We start from the raw sequence: 17,348 nt of genomic DNA, 5'->3' as shown, positions 1-17,348 counted from the left end.
ATGTGGCGTGCAGTCATCGCCGCAATACGTAAAAAGACGCCTTATTGGCGTCTTTTTTTATACTCTTTTGTCTTTATGATAAAACAGAAAGAAGGAATGACAATGAAACGTAATAATAAATTCGAAGCGGATGAAGTTGTTATTTTAATTTCAACAGGAGAAAAAGTCACGATAAATAAATCTAGTTATATTGCAAATATGAAAAGATATTCTTATACCATTAAAGAAAATCCGAGTATGTTTTATTTTGAAGATGAATTGCAGACAATTGATTAATAACACAAGATTCACTGCGTAATTAGAAAGTTTTGATCCATAAAAAACCAATTTTGTGGAAATGCAAGGCTTAACTGCCAGTAGGTTGTACCTAAAAGACCGTATTGATCGATAAGCTTATATTTTTCTTGAAAGCTTCGAATATCATCAAACCAGACCATGTGTTCTTCCGCTCCATGCCAATAAGTAAACGATGGTGTAGCAGCCTGAGGATTGTAATTGATGACCGAACCAGTTGCAATAGATAAATTTTGTGCGCCAAGGAGAGAATGGGCACTCGTTTTGTTATCGGAAAGCCTCCAATCATAGCCATACAAAGGCAAGGCAATTTGCAGCTTTTGCGGATTAATTAAACTGGTTGCATAACGGATTACCTGTTCCATCCACCATAATGGTGAAACAGGATTTGGCGGTCCTGTTGGGTAACCATAGTCAATTGTCATGACAGCAACAATATCCGCTGCTCTCCCAATGGCTTCATAATCGTATGCTCCGATGATTCGATTCGTTGGAATGTCTTCTGTTTTTGCATGGACATTTACATGTAGAATGAGAGAGCCTAATGCTCCTTTCAATTCGGAAAGAAACAGATTAAAATCCAGTCTTCTTGGCGGAGGAATAAATTCAAAATCAATGCTTACTCCTCCATACCCTTTCTGTAAAATAAAACTCATTAAACTATTTATTAAATTTTGCCGATAACGCGGGTTTTCAAGTACTCTACCAATGAGATCCGGACTAAATTCGTCATTTACGAAATTTCTAATCATTAGAAGTGGAACGACATTCAGTCTTCTGCTTTCAGTAATAAGGTCTGTATCATCCAAAAGGATATACGCATATCCTTCATATGTTAATGAGTAGGAAACAATTGATAAATAGGTGAGATTACTAGCTATTTGATTTAGGACTGGCAGGAATGACTTTGGAGAATACGGAACGATAAAACCGAGAGTTTCCATTACTAATTTTAGTGGAGAAGGTATATTTACTTTTTGTCCAATTCTTAGCTGATATGGATTAATCCCTGGATTTGCCATTAGAATAAGATTAATCGATGTTTGAAACTTTTTCGCTAAATTGCTAATGGTATCTCCTAGTGAAACGATCTGTGACCTTATAGGTAAGCCATTATTAGGAATATAAAGTGCTAATCCAGGAATGATCGTTTCATTTTGGTTAAGCTGATTTGCCTCTATAATTGATGAGAGGGGTACCTGATAGCTCTGTGCGATTGACCATATAGATTCACCACTTTTCACGACATGAACTGTCATGATTTCACACCTCTTTTTCCACTCTTTTTTTAAGTTTATGGTATATCCTCCAGTTATTAGTACAATTAAGGATAAAAAAACCCCTTTCAAAAATTATTTGAAAGGAGCTTATTACTGAGAGTAGAAATGTATAACTACACCTGTAGACCATAATTTCGGCAAAGAGATGCAAGACCGCCGGAAAATCCGCTGCCAATGGCATTAAACTTCCAATCGCTTCCATGACGGTATAATTCACAGACAACAACTGCTGTTTCGATTGAGAAATCTTCTCCTAAATCAAAACGCAATAATTCCTGATTATTTGCATCATCCACTAAGCGTACAAACGCATTTGATACTTGACCAAAGTTTTGCATACGCTGATCTGCATCATGAATCGTAACAGTAATCCCAATACGATGAACATTTGCAGGGATTTTTGTAAAATCAACTACAAGCTGCTCGTCATCGCCGTCCCCTTCACCTGTACGATTATCACCTGTATGAATAACAGCTCCGCTTGGATGCTGCAGATTATTATAAAAGATAAAATCAAGATCGTTTTGACATTTATTATTTGCATCAACTAAAAAAGCGGAAGCGTCTAAATCAAAATCATGTCCGCCTTGGTATTTGTTTGTATCCCAGCCAAGTCCGATGATTGCTTTCGTTAATCCAGGATTTGTTTTTGTTAGGTCAATTCGTTGTCCCTTCGATAATTGAATTCCCATCATAAACCCTCCCTAAAATCTAGTTTAAAGAATGAGCCAGATAGAGTAATGTCTACCTGGCTTATCTATTTGTATAGCAATTAGCAATTGGGAAATTATCCTACCTGCAAACCGAAGTCTGTTGCAATACGAGCTAAGCCGCCTTGGTAGCCTGATCCAACTGCAGAGAATTTCCATTCACCTGAGTGACGGTATAATTCGCCTACAATAACTGCTGTTTCAATAGAGAAATCTTCTCCTAGATCGTAGCGAATAACTTCTTCGTTCGTATCTTCATTAACAATACGAACAAATGCATTCGATACTTGACCAAAGTTTTGCCCACGGCTTTCTGCATCGTGAATGGTAATAACGAACGAAATTTTTTCAATACTCGTTGGAACAGCACTTAAGTTAACTTTCACTTGCTCATCATCGCCGTCCCCTTCACCTGTACGGTTATCGCCAGTATGTACAACAGAACCATTTCCGCCTTCTAGCTGGTTATAGAAAATAAAATCCTTATCAGAAGCGCATTTGCCTGCAGAATCAAGAAGGAATATGCTTGCATCTAAATCAAAATCTTGGCCCCCATCATATTTATTTGTATCCCAGCCAAGCCCAACAATTACTTTTGACAGCCCAGGATTTGTTTTTGTTAAATCAACTTTTTGTCCCTTAGATAGTGAAATAGCCATAAACGCTTTCATCCTCCCAAATAATTAATTTACAAAATAACAGAAGTGAAAAGATATCTTTTCATCTACTAGTGTAACCGTTTTAATCTATTTACGTAAAACATTTACACCTATGTTCCCTTCTTATAAACCTATTCTACTAAAGTTAAACTTTACTGGCTACAATAATATATCAAAAATTTACCATTGTCGTTAAATTTATGGGATTTTCTCTATACACGTCTAGTGAGCAGCCCAATCTTGCAACCATTTCTTGTCTATAAACATAACATAAAAAAAGTACTGCTTTATGTGGTATGAGAAGGAAGGAGTGAACGATAGGAATGTTTTCTAACCGTGACATAGAACCAAGGCTATTTCAGAGGAAAGAGATAAATGAAACATCCAATCAAGAAACCTTTCGCTATAATTATTTGCAGAGTGTCCTTGAGCAACAACAGAAAGTGAACCATCGTTTTTCAGAAGCTTTTGGAAAATTGGATAGTCGGATTGACCATTCATTTAAAGATGTTCATCATCAAATGGTGGTTTCTACAGCGAATCAAAATGAATATTTCAACACACTTATTAACAAATTAGAAAATAAGGATGGGCTCATAAACCATTTATTATCGACAATTGAACAGCAGGAGAACGAAAATAGTCTGCTTCTCGAACGTCTTGACCTTCTTGAAAATAGAAATGGGCTCATTGTTAAGTTAATCGAACGAGAAAATCTAATCAATCAGGCAATCTTGGACCAAGTTTCGATACAGCATCATTCAACAGAAATGCTTACAGGCAAAATCGCTAATTTTGAATCGATATCAACAAAGATGTCGGAACAGCTGGTGAAACAAGAAGAACGGTATGACGAGATGATAAAGCAACTTGAGGTGCAGGAAGTCTACCATACAACAGTCATGGAACGATTAGACGTACAAGAGGCATTAACGCAGAAAATCATTCGGCAGCTTGATAACCTCCGTACGGTTGTTTATGAACGTGCTTCCTTTATAAGTCAAAGTTTTGAAGAGAATTTCAAGAAAATGGTGAAACCTGTTCAAAGTTTTTTTGTTCATCAAAATGATAAAGAGGATAGACATTCAAAATGATCAAAGTAAAAAGGAAGGGTTTCTCCTTCCTTTTTGTCTTTTATTAGGCTGTTTTGGCAGGTAATTTAATTGTGAAAGTTGTACCTTTATTGAGTTCACTTTCAACATCAACCTTACCGTTATGACTTTCAATAATATGAAAGCTTACCATTAAACCAAGTCCATTTCCCTTCTTTTTCGTTGTGAAAAATGGTTCACCTATTTTTTCTAGTTTATCTTTTGGAATTCCCATCCCTGTGTCCTGAATGGATACATGTACGGTTTGACCAACAACCCTTACGCGTATTCTTATTTCTCCTCCATTAGGTATGGCGTCGATCCCATTTTTTATGAAATTTATGAGAACCTGCTTCAAACGGTTTTCATCACAATCAACAGTTACATTCTCTTGGTTAAATTCAAAGTAAATATGAATATTTTTCTTCCTTGCTTCAAATTCAAATAATGAAAGTACTGTTTTAATAATAGGAATGATGTTTTTTTCCTCTAATACGACTGCCTTTGGTTTTGCAAGCATCATAAAATCTTCGACAATATTGTTTACACGATCAATTTCATCAAGGATGATGTCTAAATATTCTTGCCGTTCTTTATTTGTTTCATCTAATTGAAGGAACTCGGTGTACCCTCTCATTGAAGTTAATGGATTGCGGATTTCATGTGCAACACCAGCTGCCAGCTGTCCAACTGTTGCCAGCTTGTCCTGTCGATGCATAATTTCCTCGTTTTTCTTCCTCTCGGTAATATCATTCCGAATAGCTAAGTACTGATATGGTTTCCCGTTTTCTTTTAAAAAAGGTACAATCGTTGTATCAACCCAATAAAGCGTCCCATCCTTCGCTTTATTTTGAATTTCCCCCTTCCAAACTTTTCCTTGTCCGATTGTCCTCCAGAGCTCTTGGAAAAACTCTTTTGAATGATACATGGAATTTAACAAAGAATGTGTTTGTCCGATAATTTCTTCTCTGCTGTACTTCGAAATTTCACAAAAACGGTCATTCACATTCGTAATGATTCCTTTTTCATCTGTAAAGGCAACGATGGAAGATTGATCTAGGGCAAATTTTATATCACTTACTTCTTTTAATGTTTCTTTTAGATGCTTCTCGGTTGTTTTCAAAGCAGTAATATCTGATCGAATCGAAACGAATTGATATGGTACTCCCTCCTGATTGAGAAATGGCACGATCGTTGTCTCTACCCAATACAGTTTCCCTTCCTTTGAGCGATTACATATTTCACCTCTCCAAATTTCCCCAGATGATACGGTATCCCATAGATCTTTGAAAAACTGGGTAGAATGAACGCCTGAATTTAAGAGATTATGAGTCTTACCCAGCACTTCATGCATTTCATATTTTGAGATTTCAACAAATTTATCATTCACATATGTTATTTTTCCATCTGGATCTGTGATGGTCACGATTGAAGATTCATCGAGTGCTGACTTAATATCGCTTAGATTCGTGTTGCTTACAGCAAGCATTTTTCCTGTAATCGTTCTTGAACCAATTAATCCACTTAGGATTAGTATCGAAACAAAAAAGACGAGATAAATCAGATAGGTTTCAGGATTAGACGTTTGTTGTGCAGTACCTGATGTTTTCATTGAAGAGGATGCGCGCAGCAACAGTAAATATCCTTCAATAATAGCGCCTGTAATGACTAGTGAACTAATGGGCATAATCCATATTTCATTAATACGTGAAAGACCTTTAGAATAAAATAGCATCCAATAAGAAAATACAAATGAGCAAAAGATGAGAAGTGTTGAGACTGAAAATAGGACAGGATTATAATGGATATTCATTTTCATGGCATACATACCGGTAATATGTATCGACAAGACCGCTATGGTCATAAAAAAACTGCCTAATAACAAATGGCGAAATTTAAGTTTCATATCAATGACACAATAAAATGACATTCCTGTAAATGCAATGCCAAAAACAAGTGATAATACAGTTAACGGAATATGATAGGTCGCGGACCCATTCATATTAATGGCGACCATCCCAATAAAGTTCATAATCCAAATTCCTACTCCAAGCGAAAAGGTACCCCCTAAAAATAGAAATCCTTTATTACTTTCAGTAGAACGTGTAAGTGAGAATAAATCTAAACCTGTATAGGATGCGATAAATGTAAGAACCATCGCAACAAAAATAAGCATTGGATTAAACAATTGTAAAATGTCTAGCATAAATGTTCTAAAAGCCCCCTTTAATTAAGGCATAAAAAAATAATCACAAGTATGATTGTAATCCAAATAACCATTGGTTGGAAGTGAAAATCTGAAATATCTTTATATATCTTACCTTAGGGAATTTTTTAAAAAATAATAAAATGTTTAAATATTCTTTTAATTATTGTACACATTTTAATTCTGTTAGTGTATACTGTACTATAACAATCGGAAAATAATAAGTCTGTATTATAAAAAGGAGGAGTTACTATGATTAATGTGGCAAATGAAAAATCAAAAGGAAAGCAAGGTAAAGTATGCCCAGAATGTGGTCAAAGGGTTCATGAACATGTAGAAACCTATCTGTTGGAATGTGATCGATGCTTATCAAAAAAAGCGGAATAACAGCTAGTAAATAGGTAGTACAGATATAGATAGATCAGTCCCTCTTTATATAGAGGGATTTTCTTTTTCAAACATGCATAAGGGGTCGAATTAATTGTCATGTTATTGATAAGGAAGAAAGGAGAACTAAAATTGAAGAAGCAAAAAAATACAAACGAAGGAATTAATGATTATAGGATTATGAGCAAGGATGAGAAGCATCCGAATGAAAACAATTATAGAGGGGGGGCATTAAACGAACACCACTCAATAGAAACTGCCAATATTCTTATTGGTGAAAATGAAATAGGCCAGCAAAATGAAAACTTGTAAAGAATAAATACGCCAGTGACTTGATCACCCCCGACAATCATAAGTCGAGACTCTTGCGTTTATACTCGTGCTGCCTAAAATTCCTTGCGAGTTGGACGCAGACCAATTCGGAACAAAATTATCCATTATATCCGATAATATTCATTTTCTTAACAATATAAAAAGACTGTTGTCTATCTCTCTTCAACAGTCTTTTTGAAAAACGTTATTCAATTTGCGGAAGTTCACGCATTTCAGCATTCGTATCATTGCCGCATAATGGGCATTTTAAGTCATCTGAAGCAAAATCTTTTCTCATCCATCCATTACAATCATCATGGCTGCAAGAATAAATTTCCGTATCTAACATGACGACTTCTGGTTTATCATCTTGATTTTTTCGGTTAAAGAAAATAGCAAACGCCCCCTTTTATCTAGTACTAGCGCCTTAGCATTACCCTTACAGGAACGATCAGTACTTTGATGGTTCCGAAGGCACTTACGCATTTCTTACTTAGTATGTTCATATTAAGGAAGATTTAACCTTCGAAAAGTTTAGGGTATCTAATTGTAAATGGAGGATATGACAATGAATATGAATAATAAAACAAATAAATACACTGTTGTAGGAACTGATATTGAAGAGGTTAAACGGCTTAATCGTGAATCAGGCTTATCATACAATGAAGTAAAAGAACTTTTGGCAAAGAGATCGGACAATAGAAGTAAATAAGAACAAATGAAGTTGCGAGCAATTTTTGTACTTTCCAGCTTCGTTTTTTTATGGCAGTCCCTCCTTCCACTTTAGAACTTCCTTTTTTTAAAACTGTTATATATTTCCTAATACAGTTAGATTTAAAATAAATAAAGCCCTCCGTAATGGAGGGCTTAGAAATTAAAAGTTCATTTTACTAGTAGCACGTATTTTTGAGCTTCCCTTTTCCTCCTTAATTAACCATAAACTTAAGCAAATCCCAATAAAAGCTAGAATGGCAAAAAATAAGTATACGGTAAAAATAGAAGATTCTTCAAAGATGATCCCTCCGACAAAAGTACAGAACCAGTTTCCTAGGCCATTTCCAATTGCAGAGTAAAGTGTAATCGCTGTTGCTGTAATATGGACGGGTGTGATATCCCGAATATACTGTAAGCCTGCAGGTATAAATAGACCGATTGAGAAGCCCTGTAAGATGGAAGTAGCATAGATGATCCAAAGATCAGGTTCAGCAAAATAAAGCAGCCATCTTGCTAACGACACGATTCCAGCAATAGTCGCAACTTGGAGTAATCCAATCCGATTAATCCAGCTTGCAGCTACCTTCATAAACGGCACTTCAGATAAGACGGCTAGTAAAAAAGCAATCCCGATTCCTGTATATGTTCCCCCGCTCCCATCAATAAACAATCCAAAGTATGTATTGTTAGCTAGGTTTGGACCAAAAACTAAAAATGTGATTCCAAGAAAGACAAGAAATTTCTTATGAAAAAGTATCTCTTTTACTCCCCCGAGGAGATTTTGATTTTTTGAACTTTTTTCAAACGGCATTCTAGAAGCAAGAAAACTCGCTAGTAATAAAGAAAAGAAAAAAGAATAGAAAATAATTTCTGGATCTAGTTCAGATAGCCTTCCCATAATAAAAACAGCAAGACCAAAGCCAAGAGAACCAAACAAGCGGATATTCCCATAATTCACCTTGACCTTACTTGTATATTTTAATGCTAGACTATCAGACACGGGTATAATGGCACTTTGGAAAATGGCAACTAATGTTGCTGTCATAAATATCCAATAATAGCCGTTAAAAGCGATATATCCTAACCCAAATATTCCTGCAACTACTGTGGCAGCTGTTAGTATTTTGATAGGTGCGTTTAATTTATCGGAAACCATTCCCCATATAGGCTGAAAAAATATCATGACAATCGGACTAATCGACATAATTGTCCCGATTTGATATCCATTTAAATGTTCGACATCACTTAAGTAAACACTTAGTAAAGGATATAAACTTCCAGTTCCGAAAAAAGTTAGTAAATAGAATGATTGCATTGTCCATATATTTCTTTTTATATCCTTTTTCATTATTCATCCTCACATATTGTTTAGTTTGAAATTTCTAGTATTTAAAAAGAATGCAAAATATATTGTATCACTTTTGAAGTGGCAAATCTTAACTATCTTTACACTACGACAAAATATTTTTGTATGACTCTTTTGATTTTGGGGAAAATCTAATGATAAATTGTGTACGAGGTGTGTTTTCATGAATTATATTTGGGGATTATTGGGGATTGCGACGATCTTTGCTATCGCTCTTCTTCTCTCTTCCAATCGAAAGGCAATTAATATTCGAACAATCCTTGCAGGGCTTGCAATCCAAGTGGGGTTTGCTGTTATTGTACTAAAATGGGAGTACGGGAAAAAGGCATTAGAGAAGTTTACAAATGTAGTCAATGAAGTTGTTGGCTATGCAAATGAAGGAATTAACTTCCTTTTTGGGGGATTGTTTGCTGAAGGGACTAATATTGGGACTATATTTGCCTTCCAGGTTTTACCGATAGTTGGAATGAAGCTGTACAAGCTGGCGGGTATATCGGACAGAAATTAGTGTTAAACGAATTTGTTGCCTACTCCTCTTTTGCACCTGAAATCAGTCATTTGTCTCCAAAATCTGTGATTGTTATTAGCTTTGCTTTATGCGGTTTTGCTAATATTTCATCAATGGCTATTCTTCTCGGAGGTTTAGGGAATCTTGCTCCAGGACGAAGAAGCGACATTGCCAAACTAGGCATTAAAGCAGTAATTGCAGGTGCACTTGCATCCTTATTAAGTGCCGCTATTGCAGGAATGTTTATTTAGTTAAAAAGCAACTCCAACAGAAATGATAAGAGTGAATAAGCTGCCAGCAATGGCAGTAGCTTACCAAGAAAAAACAGGGCAAAACCAAATTGGTTTTGTCCTGTTGAATAGGCTCAATTTTTAATATTATACCATTTTGCTAGTCTTTCCTTCTCAAACTGTTCCTTTCCTATCACCAAATCTTCTTTATATCTAGAAGTCGGAAGTTGTGCAGTAATTTTTAATGCACCAAATGGACAATGATCGACACAAGCTCCACAGAGACTACAATCACCAGACACAACAAATTTACTCTCTCGAAATATACCAGGTTCTAATATAACTGGATCTGCAAAGCAGACAGAACGGCATTTATCACAGCCAACACATGCATCATGATCAAATTTCACATTGAAAATCCCAGCTTTTCCGATCGATTGATAAAATCCCCCTAAAGGGCAAAAATAACGGCACCACCCACGTTTCGAAATTAGAAGTTCGAATAAAACTATTGCTATGATGATCCATATTCCTATTCCGAAAGTAAATAAGGCATTCCTCATTGTAAATCCTATAGGAGAAAATAATTCAAAGACTGGAACCCCAACCAGAAATGATAAAAGTAATATGGCAAGTGCCAAATGTTTTTTTGTATGCCGATTGTACATCTTATCTGGAACCTTCATGAACCTTCTAAATTTTTCAGTTAACTCTAACAAAGTATTAACAGGACAGATCCAGCTGCAAAATGTTCTGCCTCTAATAATTAAATAAAACACAAAAATAATCAGTGCTCCAGTTAAATAAGCAAAATGGATTTGTTTCGATGCCATCATCACTTGCAATGCGGCGAATGGATCTGACAGCACAATCCCGACAATTGTGGAGGAACTTAAAGAACCAAAGAAAAAATTTTCTCCCTCTACTGCAACAAAAAATAGTGGTGAGCAAAAAAGGGCGATAATGAAAAATTGAATAATTCTTCTTGCTATTGTCCATTTTCGGATTGAAAATACCTTATTTCTCATCCTGCTCATTCCTAACCTAATGTTTGGATGCGTATTCCTTTTTGTTCAGAGATACAGTTTGCTACACACATTCCGCAACCTGTACAATTTTCATCAATTACCTTTGGTATCCCATTCATTGAAACAAGTGCTCCTTTAACTGGGCAGGAACGAACACAAAAATCACACATTACCTCTTGAAAAGCTAGACAACGATTGGTTAAAATTTCTGCCTTTCCAATCGACGGTTCTTCAAGTAAGCCTATCCTGCTTAAAGCATTTGTTGGACATACCTCAACACATTCCATACAAAATGTACATGGGCTCTGATTCGGATTCAAGTAAGGAGTATTTATCAGTTTCGCTCCATCAGATAAAGTAAATAGATTGATAATTCCCTCTGGGCAGCCATCTTTACATTTTCCGCATCTCGTGCAAGATGTTAGAAACTCAAGTTCATTAAGGGCACCAGGAGGTCTGAAAAAATCTCTTTCCTGTTCCATTTGTGTACCGAGAAAATTCCCCAAAAAACCAACAGTTGCCTCTAAATTAATAGATAAGAATTGCCTTCTGTTTATTCTTTCATTCATCTGAAAACACCTGCTTCTTGATAAGCAGGTTCCTCTTCAAAATTACTGTAGGCTAAACAAATCGTAAGAATTCCATCAATAGGCTTGAAGGTTTCAGCAATTTCATAGCTTTTATTAATTGATTCTGCTTCAATCGTAAGAATAATTTTATAATCATCCTCTATATGATGGACTTCAACTCCATTTATTTCAGCTAATAATGCAGCTGCATTATTGGCTCCGCCCGGAATCGTTTCTATATAAATGCCTGATATCACCATAAAATCCCCGGCTTTCCTGTGAAATTTGTAAATTCTCATAATTTATAAGCTTTTTTAAATAGTTTTTTCTATTTTTCTTTGCCAAAGGTGTATCCGTTCATTATGTTATTTATTTGAATAAAACGATATGAGCGTGTACACCAAAGGCACCTCATACTAATCTATAAAATCTATTTTTCTTCCTCATTAAACGCAGTTTTACTATCATTTTGTGTGGCATGGCATTGCTGGCAATTGTCTCTAAAGATTGTTCCTTTTGTGTCTTCATCATAATAATGATTTGCTGGAGGCGTCGGTGCCCCAGTTTCCGGAACTGCATGACAGGTCATACAGCTTTCATGATGAATCTCAGGGTTCCAGCGATCAATGTGATCCGCAGGCTGCATTGGCGGTGCACCGAGGAGCACCATTGTTGCAGAGGCTTCCCTTCCTTCCACTTCCAGCTGAGGGATGGATACCGTTTCCACTTTCTGTGGAGTTTGATCATCTGTTTCTGATGATTGTGGTGTTGATAATTTTGTTGCTCCAATTGCGATCGATATGATTAGCATAAATGCAACAACAAATAGTATTTCTTTGCTTCTCATGATATTCCCCCCAATCTTTATGCCTTAACAATTTTAACTGCACATTTTTTATAATCTGGCTGTTTTGAGATTGGACAATAGCAATCTAGTGTGACAAGATTGATTAATGTTTCCTCGGCAAAAAATGGTACATAGATGAGTCCCTTAGGGGGATTTCCTCTTCCTTTCGTTGTGGCTTTTACTTGTACTTCACCTCGTCTTGATACTACCTTGACCAAGTCTCCGTTTTGAATGCCTAATGCCTTGGCATCCTCAGGATGAACTTCACAGAAAGCTTCTGGTACAGCTCGATGGAGTTCTGGAACACGTCGTGTCATTGAACCGCTGTGCCAGTGTTCTAGTACACGTCCAGTACAAAGCCAGAATGGGTACTCGGCATCAGGTATTTCCGCTGCATCTTCAAATGGACGGAAAATGACACTTGGACGGTGATCATCCGATTTATAAAAATCAATATCTTTATATTTTCCTACTGTTCCAAATTCCTCTACTCCATATTGGTCATAGCCTTCTTCTTGTTTCCCGTGTACATACCGCCAGTTTGTTTCTACCCATTTGCCATTTACCTCACGGACTGGCCAGCAAATTCCGTGCTGTTTGAAATATTCCTCGTATGGAGCCATTTGCTTTGCCTTTAATTTAAGTTTTTTACCGAGTTCCTGAATTTCTTTGTTTGTACTTTCATGGGGATTTGTAAAAGAGCGATATTCAGCCCACAAACGGCTATTGACTTCATGGCCATCTTCTAGCAAATCATTTTTATCATAATCCCATATATTTCCAAAGAGGACATCAAAAGCTGCCTTATTGCCTATCATTTTGCCATCTAGTACACGTTTGGCTACTTGCACAAGTGTCCATATATCCCATTTAGCTTCCCCTGGAGGTTCTGTGCATTTTTCGAACACTGACGTACGTCTTTCTGCATTGCCAAATTGTCCTTCCCGTTCAACCCACATAGCTGCTGGGAAAACGACATCTGCGAGTTCTGTTGATTTAGTAGGATACACTTCCGAAACAACGATAAATCCATCAAGAACTCCCTTGCCGTCAGCATCCTTCCCGCGATAACGATTGAGTTTTGGCATCGTTTGTCCCCAGTTATTGGACATACTCCAAAGGAATTTGACATTTCCTTTCCCTAATTCCCTAAACATCTTAACCGTATGGAACCCTGGTTTCTCAATCGGGTCAAGATAACCCGCAGGCAAGTTCCAAATCATTTCTGTATATCTTCTATGCTCTGGGTTGCTTACGACCATATCCGAAGGGAGCCTGTGGGAGAATACGCCAACCTCTCTAGCTGTACCACAGGCACTAGGCTGCCCAGTTAATGAAAATGGTCCGTTCCCTGGCTTGCTTATTTTTCCAGTTAATAAATGAATATTATAGACAAGATTATTTATCCATGTTCCTCGTGTATGCTGATTCATTCCCATGGTCCAAAGAGACATGATTTTTTTATCAGGATCTCCAAATTCTTTCGCAAGAGTTTCTATATCTGCAGCTGGTACTCCGGAAATTTCTGCCGCTTTTTCAAATGTATAAGTGCTTACACTCTGTTTATATTCTTCAAAGGTGATATTCCAAACCTTATCCGCATCTTTTCCATCCGTTACATCATAATCATCTTTAAAGGAATGGCCAAGATTCTCTGTTCCTGCCTTAAACTGGAGATGTTCATCTATGAATTTTTGATCATATTTTTTATTTTGAATGAGATAGTTTGCAATGGCATTTGCGATTGCTAAATCTGATTGCGGTCTAAATACTAAAACAGAATCGGCAACTTCAGAAGTCCGAGAATGTCTAGTGGTTATGTCATAGAGTTTAACGCCTGGATTTGCAATCTTCCTAGCTGTTAAACGTGAAAACAGAACAGGATGCATTTCAGCCATATTGGCACCCCATGTAACAAAAACATCTGCTTCATCTAAATCTTTATAGGAGCCCATCGGTTCGTCCGACTGGAAAGTAGACATAAACCCAGTAACTGCACTGGCCATACAAAGTCTTGCATTCGGATCAATATTATTATTTAATAAGCCAGCTTTCCAAAGTTTAACAGATACATAGCCATCCATGATTGTCTGCTGACCAGAGCCCCAGAATGCGATCGATTTTGGATCCTTTTCATAGTTTTCCTTTAACTTCTTTGCTACCAGGTCAAGTGCTTCTTCCCAGGAAGCCTCTCTAAAACCCTCCATTGTACCTTTTTTTGATTTGTCTTCCCGTATTAACGGTTTTGTCAGGCGATCTTTTCCAAATAAGATTTTCCCTACATAAAAACCTTTAATACAGTTAAGTCCTCTGCTTGAACGGTTATCTGGGTCACCCTTAGTGGCTACAACTTTCCCATCTTTTATTCCTACTAATACACCGCATCCTGTACCGCAGAATCGGCAAACAGTCGATTTCCATTCATCTGGTTCTGTTGATTCTCCAGCTATTGCCACTTCTGTTCCTGAAGGTTTTGCCTCCTTCTTTTTACAGCCAGCAACAGCCATTGTCATGGAGATTGCAGTTGCTTTAAGCAAGGTTCTTCTAGATAATTCCATAGCTTACTTTCCTCCCTTTTAAATGAAGAGACTTTATCTATCTATTTAAAGTGGCTTAAATTTGTTGAGCAGTATGTATCTAATCTATGTGCTCATGCCACTAAAAACCGCTATTAAAAGATCCCCTTTATTACTCGTGGTTTAACTCTTATCGCAACAGGATTCTCTATGACACATCTTTCTTCACAGATCCCACAGCCCACACATTTCTCAGGATCTATAATAGGTGCAAAGACAGCGTGTGTTGGGTCATCAGGTTTTACATAAATATTTAATTTAATTGCTTCGTCTATTAATGGACATTCACGATAGCATACTTCGCACCTCATACCTTGGTAAGCAATACAATGTTTCGTATCAATAACAGCTAGGCCCATTTCTACATCGTATACATTATTAATTCCTGTTAGAGCATCTGTTGGGCAAACATTAACACAAGGGTAGTCATCACAAAGGCGGCATGGATTATCTCTTGCATCGATATAAGGAGTTCCAATCCCAAAGCCTAGGTTTTCCTTTCCCATTTTGATAGAGTCATAGGGACAGGCTTGATTACACTTCCCGCATCTAATGCAAAGGGCAAGAAATTCATCTTCATCAACTGCTCCCGGGGGCCGCAGAACAGTTTTATTTCCTGCTTTCATCATCCCGAGAAGTTCATATGCAGCTAGCCCGCCAATCAAAATTTTGAATAATCCTGTACCCTTCATTCCCTTGCCCCCCTTTGAATACAGGTCTTTTAAGTTATTACTGGAAATACTTATCTTTATCGTATTCTTAACCTAATCGTAGTTCTGTGACATATTCCTCAAATCACAGAATGTTCAAAAAGAGGAAAAATAGCATCAACACTGGCTTTTCGTGTCGGACAGGTAAATTGTTCACCATTAGTTCAAACTACTGCCATTTTTCTGACATATTTACAATGATGGAAAAAGATATTCATAGAAAAGACGTGTCGATTGTTGTCAGAATATTTGTTTAATTATTCATTGATTATCAATTTTTCATAGTGTTAACATAGTATTGTAAGCGTTCACAAAGGCATTCTTCTTAAACTAGCAGCATGAAATACATAGATTACTATTTTAAAGGAGGAGTATGATGAGTCAATTAACAGTTAGTCTAAAGGAAAAGGTAGAAAAATTTCTAACCGGAAAAAAACATCTATATATTAATGGAGAGTTTGTTGAAAGCAAGTCTCAAAAAACATTTGAAACATATAATCCAGCTACTGGCGAGGTGCTAGCTAATGTATTCGAGGCAGGGCCTGAGGACATCGATCTTGCTGTAAAAGCTGCTAGAAAGGCGTTTGATGAAGGTCCTTGGTCAAAGATGAGTGCAGCGAAAAGAAGCAGACTTATGTATAAACTTGCAGATTTAATGGAAGAAAACAGTGCAGAATTAGCACAATTGGAAACATTAGATAATGGGAAACCTATTCGTGAAACAACTAATGCGGATATTCCGCTAGCTGTTGAGCATATGCGATATTATGCCGGATGGTCGACAAAAATTGTAGGACAAACGATTCCTGTAAGCGGTCCATTTTTCAACTATACACGCCATGAAGCAGTAGGTGTAGTAGGGCAAATTATTCCATGGAACTTCCCTCTCCTAATGGCGATGTGGAAAATAGGAGCAGCTCTCGCGACTGGCTGTACAGTCGTATTGAAGCCTGCGGAGCAAACACCGCTTTCTGCTTTATACTTAGCAGAATTAATTGAAGAAGCCGGTTTCCCTGCTGGTGTAGTGAATATTGTACCAGGATTTGGTGAAACAGCTGGTCAGCCATTAGTCGATCATCCACTAGTGGACAAAATTGCATTTACCGGTTCAACTGAAGTTGGAAAATTGATAATGGAGAAAGCTTCTAAGACTTTAAAAAGAGTAACGCTTGAATTAGGAGGAAAATCGCCTAATATCATTCTACCGGATGCAGATTTAACAAAGGCGATTCCAGGTGCATTAAATGGGGTTATGTTTAATCAAGGGCAAGTATGCTGTGCTGGATCTCGAGTCTTTATCCAAAAGAAGCAATTTGATAATGTTGTCGCCGATATGGTTAGTCATGCTAAGAAAATCAAACAAGGTGCAGGTATTCATGCAGATACTGAAATTGGCCCGCTCGTCTCAACTGAACAGCAAAATCGAGTCCTGGGCTATATTGAAAAAGGTGTCAGTGAAGGTGCGCAGCTTCTTGTTGGCGGTGAAAAGCCACAGGAGCAAGGATATTTTGTCTCCCCTACTATTTTTGCAGATGTTCGGGATGAAATGACCATTGCGAAAGAAGAAATTTTTGGTCCTGTTATTTCTGCATTACCGTATGAGGATTTGGATGAATTGATTAATCGTGCCAATAACAGCGAGTATGGTTTAGCTGCAGGTGTTTGGACGCGTGATATTGCCAATGCCCATTACGTTGCAAGCAAGCTTCGTGCAGGAACGGTATGGGTGAATTGCTATAATGCCTTTGATGCCGCTTCTCCATTTGGCGGGTATAAACAGTCAGGTATGGGACGAGAAATGGGATCCTATGCGCTAAATAACTACACAGAAGTGAAAAGTGTTTGGATTTCAATGAAATAA

The 17,348-nt window shown here is 37.2% G+C and carries 18 protein-coding genes and 1 pseudogene; 7 read left to right on the top strand and 12 right to left on the bottom strand.

What is annotated here, in order from left to right:
• Window positions 1-276: a hypothetical protein gene (locus FI644_RS22190; protein ID WP_053476090.1), complete on the top strand. Its 276-nt coding sequence runs from the start codon at window positions 1-3 to the stop codon at window positions 274-276.
• 11 nt (window positions 277-287) lie between these two features.
• Here the strand turns inward: FI644_RS22190 and FI644_RS22185 are convergent, their stop codons facing one another.
• The 3 genes from FI644_RS22185 to FI644_RS22175 form a co-directional block, all read right to left on the bottom strand.
• Window positions 288-1,553: a glycosyl hydrolase family 18 protein gene (locus FI644_RS22185; protein ID WP_053476091.1), complete on the bottom strand. Its 1,266-nt coding sequence runs from the start codon at window positions 1,551-1,553 to the stop codon at window positions 288-290.
• 134 nt (window positions 1,554-1,687) lie between these two features.
• Window positions 1,688-2,266 carry a TerD family protein gene (locus FI644_RS22180; RefSeq protein WP_053476092.1) on the bottom strand — a complete coding sequence of 193 codons (579 nt, stop codon included), beginning with the start codon at window positions 2,264-2,266 and terminating at the stop codon, window positions 1,688-1,690.
• 95 nt (window positions 2,267-2,361) lie between these two features.
• Window positions 2,362-2,943, bottom strand: a complete 582-nt coding sequence (locus FI644_RS22175) for a TerD family protein (RefSeq protein ID WP_053476093.1) — start codon at window positions 2,941-2,943, stop codon at window positions 2,362-2,364.
• Window positions 2,944-3,266: 323 nt separating this feature from the next.
• Here FI644_RS22175 and FI644_RS22170 point away from each other — a divergent pair, with 323 nt between their 5' ends.
• Complete coding sequence (locus FI644_RS22170) at window positions 3,267-4,037, top strand: hypothetical protein (RefSeq protein WP_056684699.1); 771 nt, start codon at window positions 3,267-3,269, stop codon at window positions 4,035-4,037.
• Window positions 4,038-4,080: 43 nt separating this feature from the next.
• Here FI644_RS22170 and FI644_RS22165 read toward each other — a convergent pair whose 3' ends face one another.
• Complete coding sequence (locus tag FI644_RS22165; RefSeq protein WP_053476095.1) at window positions 4,081-6,240, bottom strand: PAS domain-containing protein; 2,160 nt, start codon at window positions 6,238-6,240, stop codon at window positions 4,081-4,083.
• Between the two features lie 252 nt (window positions 6,241-6,492).
• Between FI644_RS22165 and yhfH the strand changes: the two genes are divergently transcribed.
• Entirely contained in the window at window positions 6,493-6,627 is a 135-nt protein-coding gene (gene yhfH / locus FI644_RS22160; protein WP_075209151.1) for a protein YhfH, read from the top strand.
• A gap of 132 nt (window positions 6,628-6,759) precedes the next feature.
• A complete protein-coding gene (locus FI644_RS22155) occupies window positions 6,760-6,939 on the top strand; it encodes a hypothetical protein (protein WP_053476096.1) in 180 nt (59 codons plus the stop codon).
• 205 nt (window positions 6,940-7,144) lie between these two features.
• Here FI644_RS22155 and FI644_RS22150 read toward each other — a convergent pair whose 3' ends face one another.
• Window positions 7,145-7,288, bottom strand: a complete 144-nt coding sequence (locus FI644_RS22150; RefSeq protein ID WP_231690071.1) for a cold-inducible protein YdjO-related protein — start codon at window positions 7,286-7,288, stop codon at window positions 7,145-7,147.
• 219 nt (window positions 7,289-7,507) lie between these two features.
• On the opposite strand from FI644_RS22150, the gene FI644_RS26510 reads away from it, so the two are divergent.
• Window positions 7,508-7,651 carry a hypothetical protein gene (locus tag FI644_RS26510; protein WP_156319115.1) on the top strand — a complete coding sequence of 48 codons (144 nt, stop codon included), beginning with the start codon at window positions 7,508-7,510 and terminating at the stop codon, window positions 7,649-7,651.
• 162 nt (window positions 7,652-7,813) lie between these two features.
• Here the strand turns inward: FI644_RS26510 and FI644_RS22145 are convergent, their stop codons facing one another.
• Complete coding sequence (locus FI644_RS22145; protein ID WP_380000843.1) at window positions 7,814-9,004, bottom strand: MFS transporter; 1,191 nt, start codon at window positions 9,002-9,004, stop codon at window positions 7,814-7,816.
• A 178-nt stretch (window positions 9,005-9,182) separates the two neighbouring features.
• Here FI644_RS22145 and FI644_RS22140 point away from each other — a divergent pair.
• Window positions 9,183-9,778: pseudogene (locus FI644_RS22140) on the top strand (nucleoside transporter C-terminal domain-containing protein).
• A 113-nt stretch (window positions 9,779-9,891) separates the two neighbouring features.
• Here the strand turns inward: FI644_RS22140 and FI644_RS22135 are convergent.
• The 6 genes from FI644_RS22135 to FI644_RS22110 form a co-directional block, all read right to left on the bottom strand.
• Entirely contained in the window at window positions 9,892-10,785 is an 894-nt protein-coding gene (locus FI644_RS22135) for a NapH/MauN family ferredoxin-type protein (RefSeq protein WP_231690072.1), read from the bottom strand.
• 11 nt (window positions 10,786-10,796) lie between these two features.
• Window positions 10,797-11,354 (bottom strand): 4Fe-4S dicluster domain-containing protein, encoded by a 558-nt coding sequence (locus tag FI644_RS22130; RefSeq protein ID WP_053476102.1) that lies wholly within the window; start codon window positions 11,352-11,354, stop codon window positions 10,797-10,799.
• Window positions 11,351-11,614 carry a chaperone NapD gene (locus FI644_RS22125; protein ID WP_053476103.1) on the bottom strand — a complete coding sequence of 88 codons (264 nt, stop codon included), beginning with the start codon at window positions 11,612-11,614 and terminating at the stop codon, window positions 11,351-11,353. The genes FI644_RS22130 and FI644_RS22125 overlap by 4 nt, the downstream gene beginning before the upstream one ends.
• Window positions 11,615-11,784: 170 nt before the next feature.
• On the bottom strand, window positions 11,785-12,201 hold the full coding sequence (locus FI644_RS22120) for a nitrate reductase cytochrome c-type subunit (RefSeq protein WP_053476104.1): 417 nt from the start codon (window positions 12,199-12,201) through the stop codon (window positions 11,785-11,787).
• Between the two features lie 17 nt (window positions 12,202-12,218).
• Window positions 12,219-14,759, bottom strand: a complete 2,541-nt coding sequence (gene napA, locus FI644_RS22115; protein WP_053476105.1) for a nitrate reductase catalytic subunit NapA — start codon at window positions 14,757-14,759, stop codon at window positions 12,219-12,221.
• 113 nt (window positions 14,760-14,872) lie between these two features.
• Complete coding sequence (locus FI644_RS22110; protein ID WP_053476106.1) at window positions 14,873-15,469, bottom strand: 4Fe-4S dicluster domain-containing protein; 597 nt, start codon at window positions 15,467-15,469, stop codon at window positions 14,873-14,875.
• A gap of 394 nt (window positions 15,470-15,863) precedes the next feature.
• On the opposite strand from FI644_RS22110, the gene FI644_RS22105 reads away from it, so the two are divergent.
• Window positions 15,864-17,348: an aldehyde dehydrogenase family protein gene (locus FI644_RS22105; RefSeq protein WP_053476107.1), complete on the top strand. Its 1,485-nt coding sequence runs from the start codon at window positions 15,864-15,866 to the stop codon at window positions 17,346-17,348.

It is taken from the genome of Cytobacillus solani, from assembly GCF_006704205.1.
GTDB classification, from domain to species: Bacteria; Bacillota; Bacilli; order Bacillales; family Cytobacillaceae; genus Cytobacillus; species Cytobacillus solani.
This window is presented reverse-complemented; position numbering and strand designations above follow the sequence as displayed.

What these genes read in the sequence shown, in the direction of transcription:
- FI644_RS22190 (WP_053476090.1), top strand. Translation starts at nt 1, where the DNA reads ATGTGGCGTGCAGTCATCGCCGCAATACGTAAAAAGACGCCTTATTGG.
- FI644_RS22185 (WP_053476091.1), bottom strand. Translation starts at nt 1,553, where the DNA reads ATGACAGTTCATGTCGTGAAAAGTGGTGAATCTATATGGTCAATCGCA.
- FI644_RS22180 (WP_053476092.1), bottom strand. Translation starts at nt 2,266, where the DNA reads ATGGGAATTCAATTATCGAAGGGACAACGAATTGACCTAACAAAAACA.
- FI644_RS22175 (WP_053476093.1), bottom strand. Translation starts at nt 2,943, where the DNA reads ATGGCTATTTCACTATCTAAGGGACAAAAAGTTGATTTAACAAAAACA.
- FI644_RS22170 (WP_056684699.1), top strand. Translation starts at nt 3,267, where the DNA reads ATGTTTTCTAACCGTGACATAGAACCAAGGCTATTTCAGAGGAAAGAG.
- FI644_RS22165 (WP_053476095.1), bottom strand. Translation starts at nt 6,240, where the DNA reads ATGCTAGACATTTTACAATTGTTTAATCCAATGCTTATTTTTGTTGCG.
- yhfH (WP_075209151.1), top strand. Translation starts at nt 6,493, where the DNA reads ATGATTAATGTGGCAAATGAAAAATCAAAAGGAAAGCAAGGTAAAGTA.
- FI644_RS22150 (WP_231690071.1), bottom strand. Translation starts at nt 7,288, where the DNA reads ATGTTAGATACGGAAATTTATTCTTGCAGCCATGATGATTGTAATGGA.
- FI644_RS26510 (WP_156319115.1), top strand. Translation starts at nt 7,508, where the DNA reads ATGAATATGAATAATAAAACAAATAAATACACTGTTGTAGGAACTGAT.
- FI644_RS22135 (WP_231690072.1), bottom strand. Translation starts at nt 10,785, where the DNA reads ATGAGAAATAAGGTATTTTCAATCCGAAAATGGACAATAGCAAGAAGA.
- FI644_RS22130 (WP_053476102.1), bottom strand. Translation starts at nt 11,354, where the DNA reads ATGAATGAAAGAATAAACAGAAGGCAATTCTTATCTATTAATTTAGAG.
- FI644_RS22125 (WP_053476103.1), bottom strand. Translation starts at nt 11,614, where the DNA reads ATGGTGATATCAGGCATTTATATAGAAACGATTCCGGGCGGAGCCAAT.
- FI644_RS22120 (WP_053476104.1), bottom strand. Translation starts at nt 12,201, where the DNA reads ATGAGAAGCAAAGAAATACTATTTGTTGTTGCATTTATGCTAATCATA.
- napA (WP_053476105.1), bottom strand. Translation starts at nt 14,759, where the DNA reads ATGGAATTATCTAGAAGAACCTTGCTTAAAGCAACTGCAATCTCCATG.
- FI644_RS22110 (WP_053476106.1), bottom strand. Translation starts at nt 15,469, where the DNA reads ATGAAGGGTACAGGATTATTCAAAATTTTGATTGGCGGGCTAGCTGCA.
- FI644_RS22105 (WP_053476107.1), top strand. Translation starts at nt 15,864, where the DNA reads ATGAGTCAATTAACAGTTAGTCTAAAGGAAAAGGTAGAAAAATTTCTA.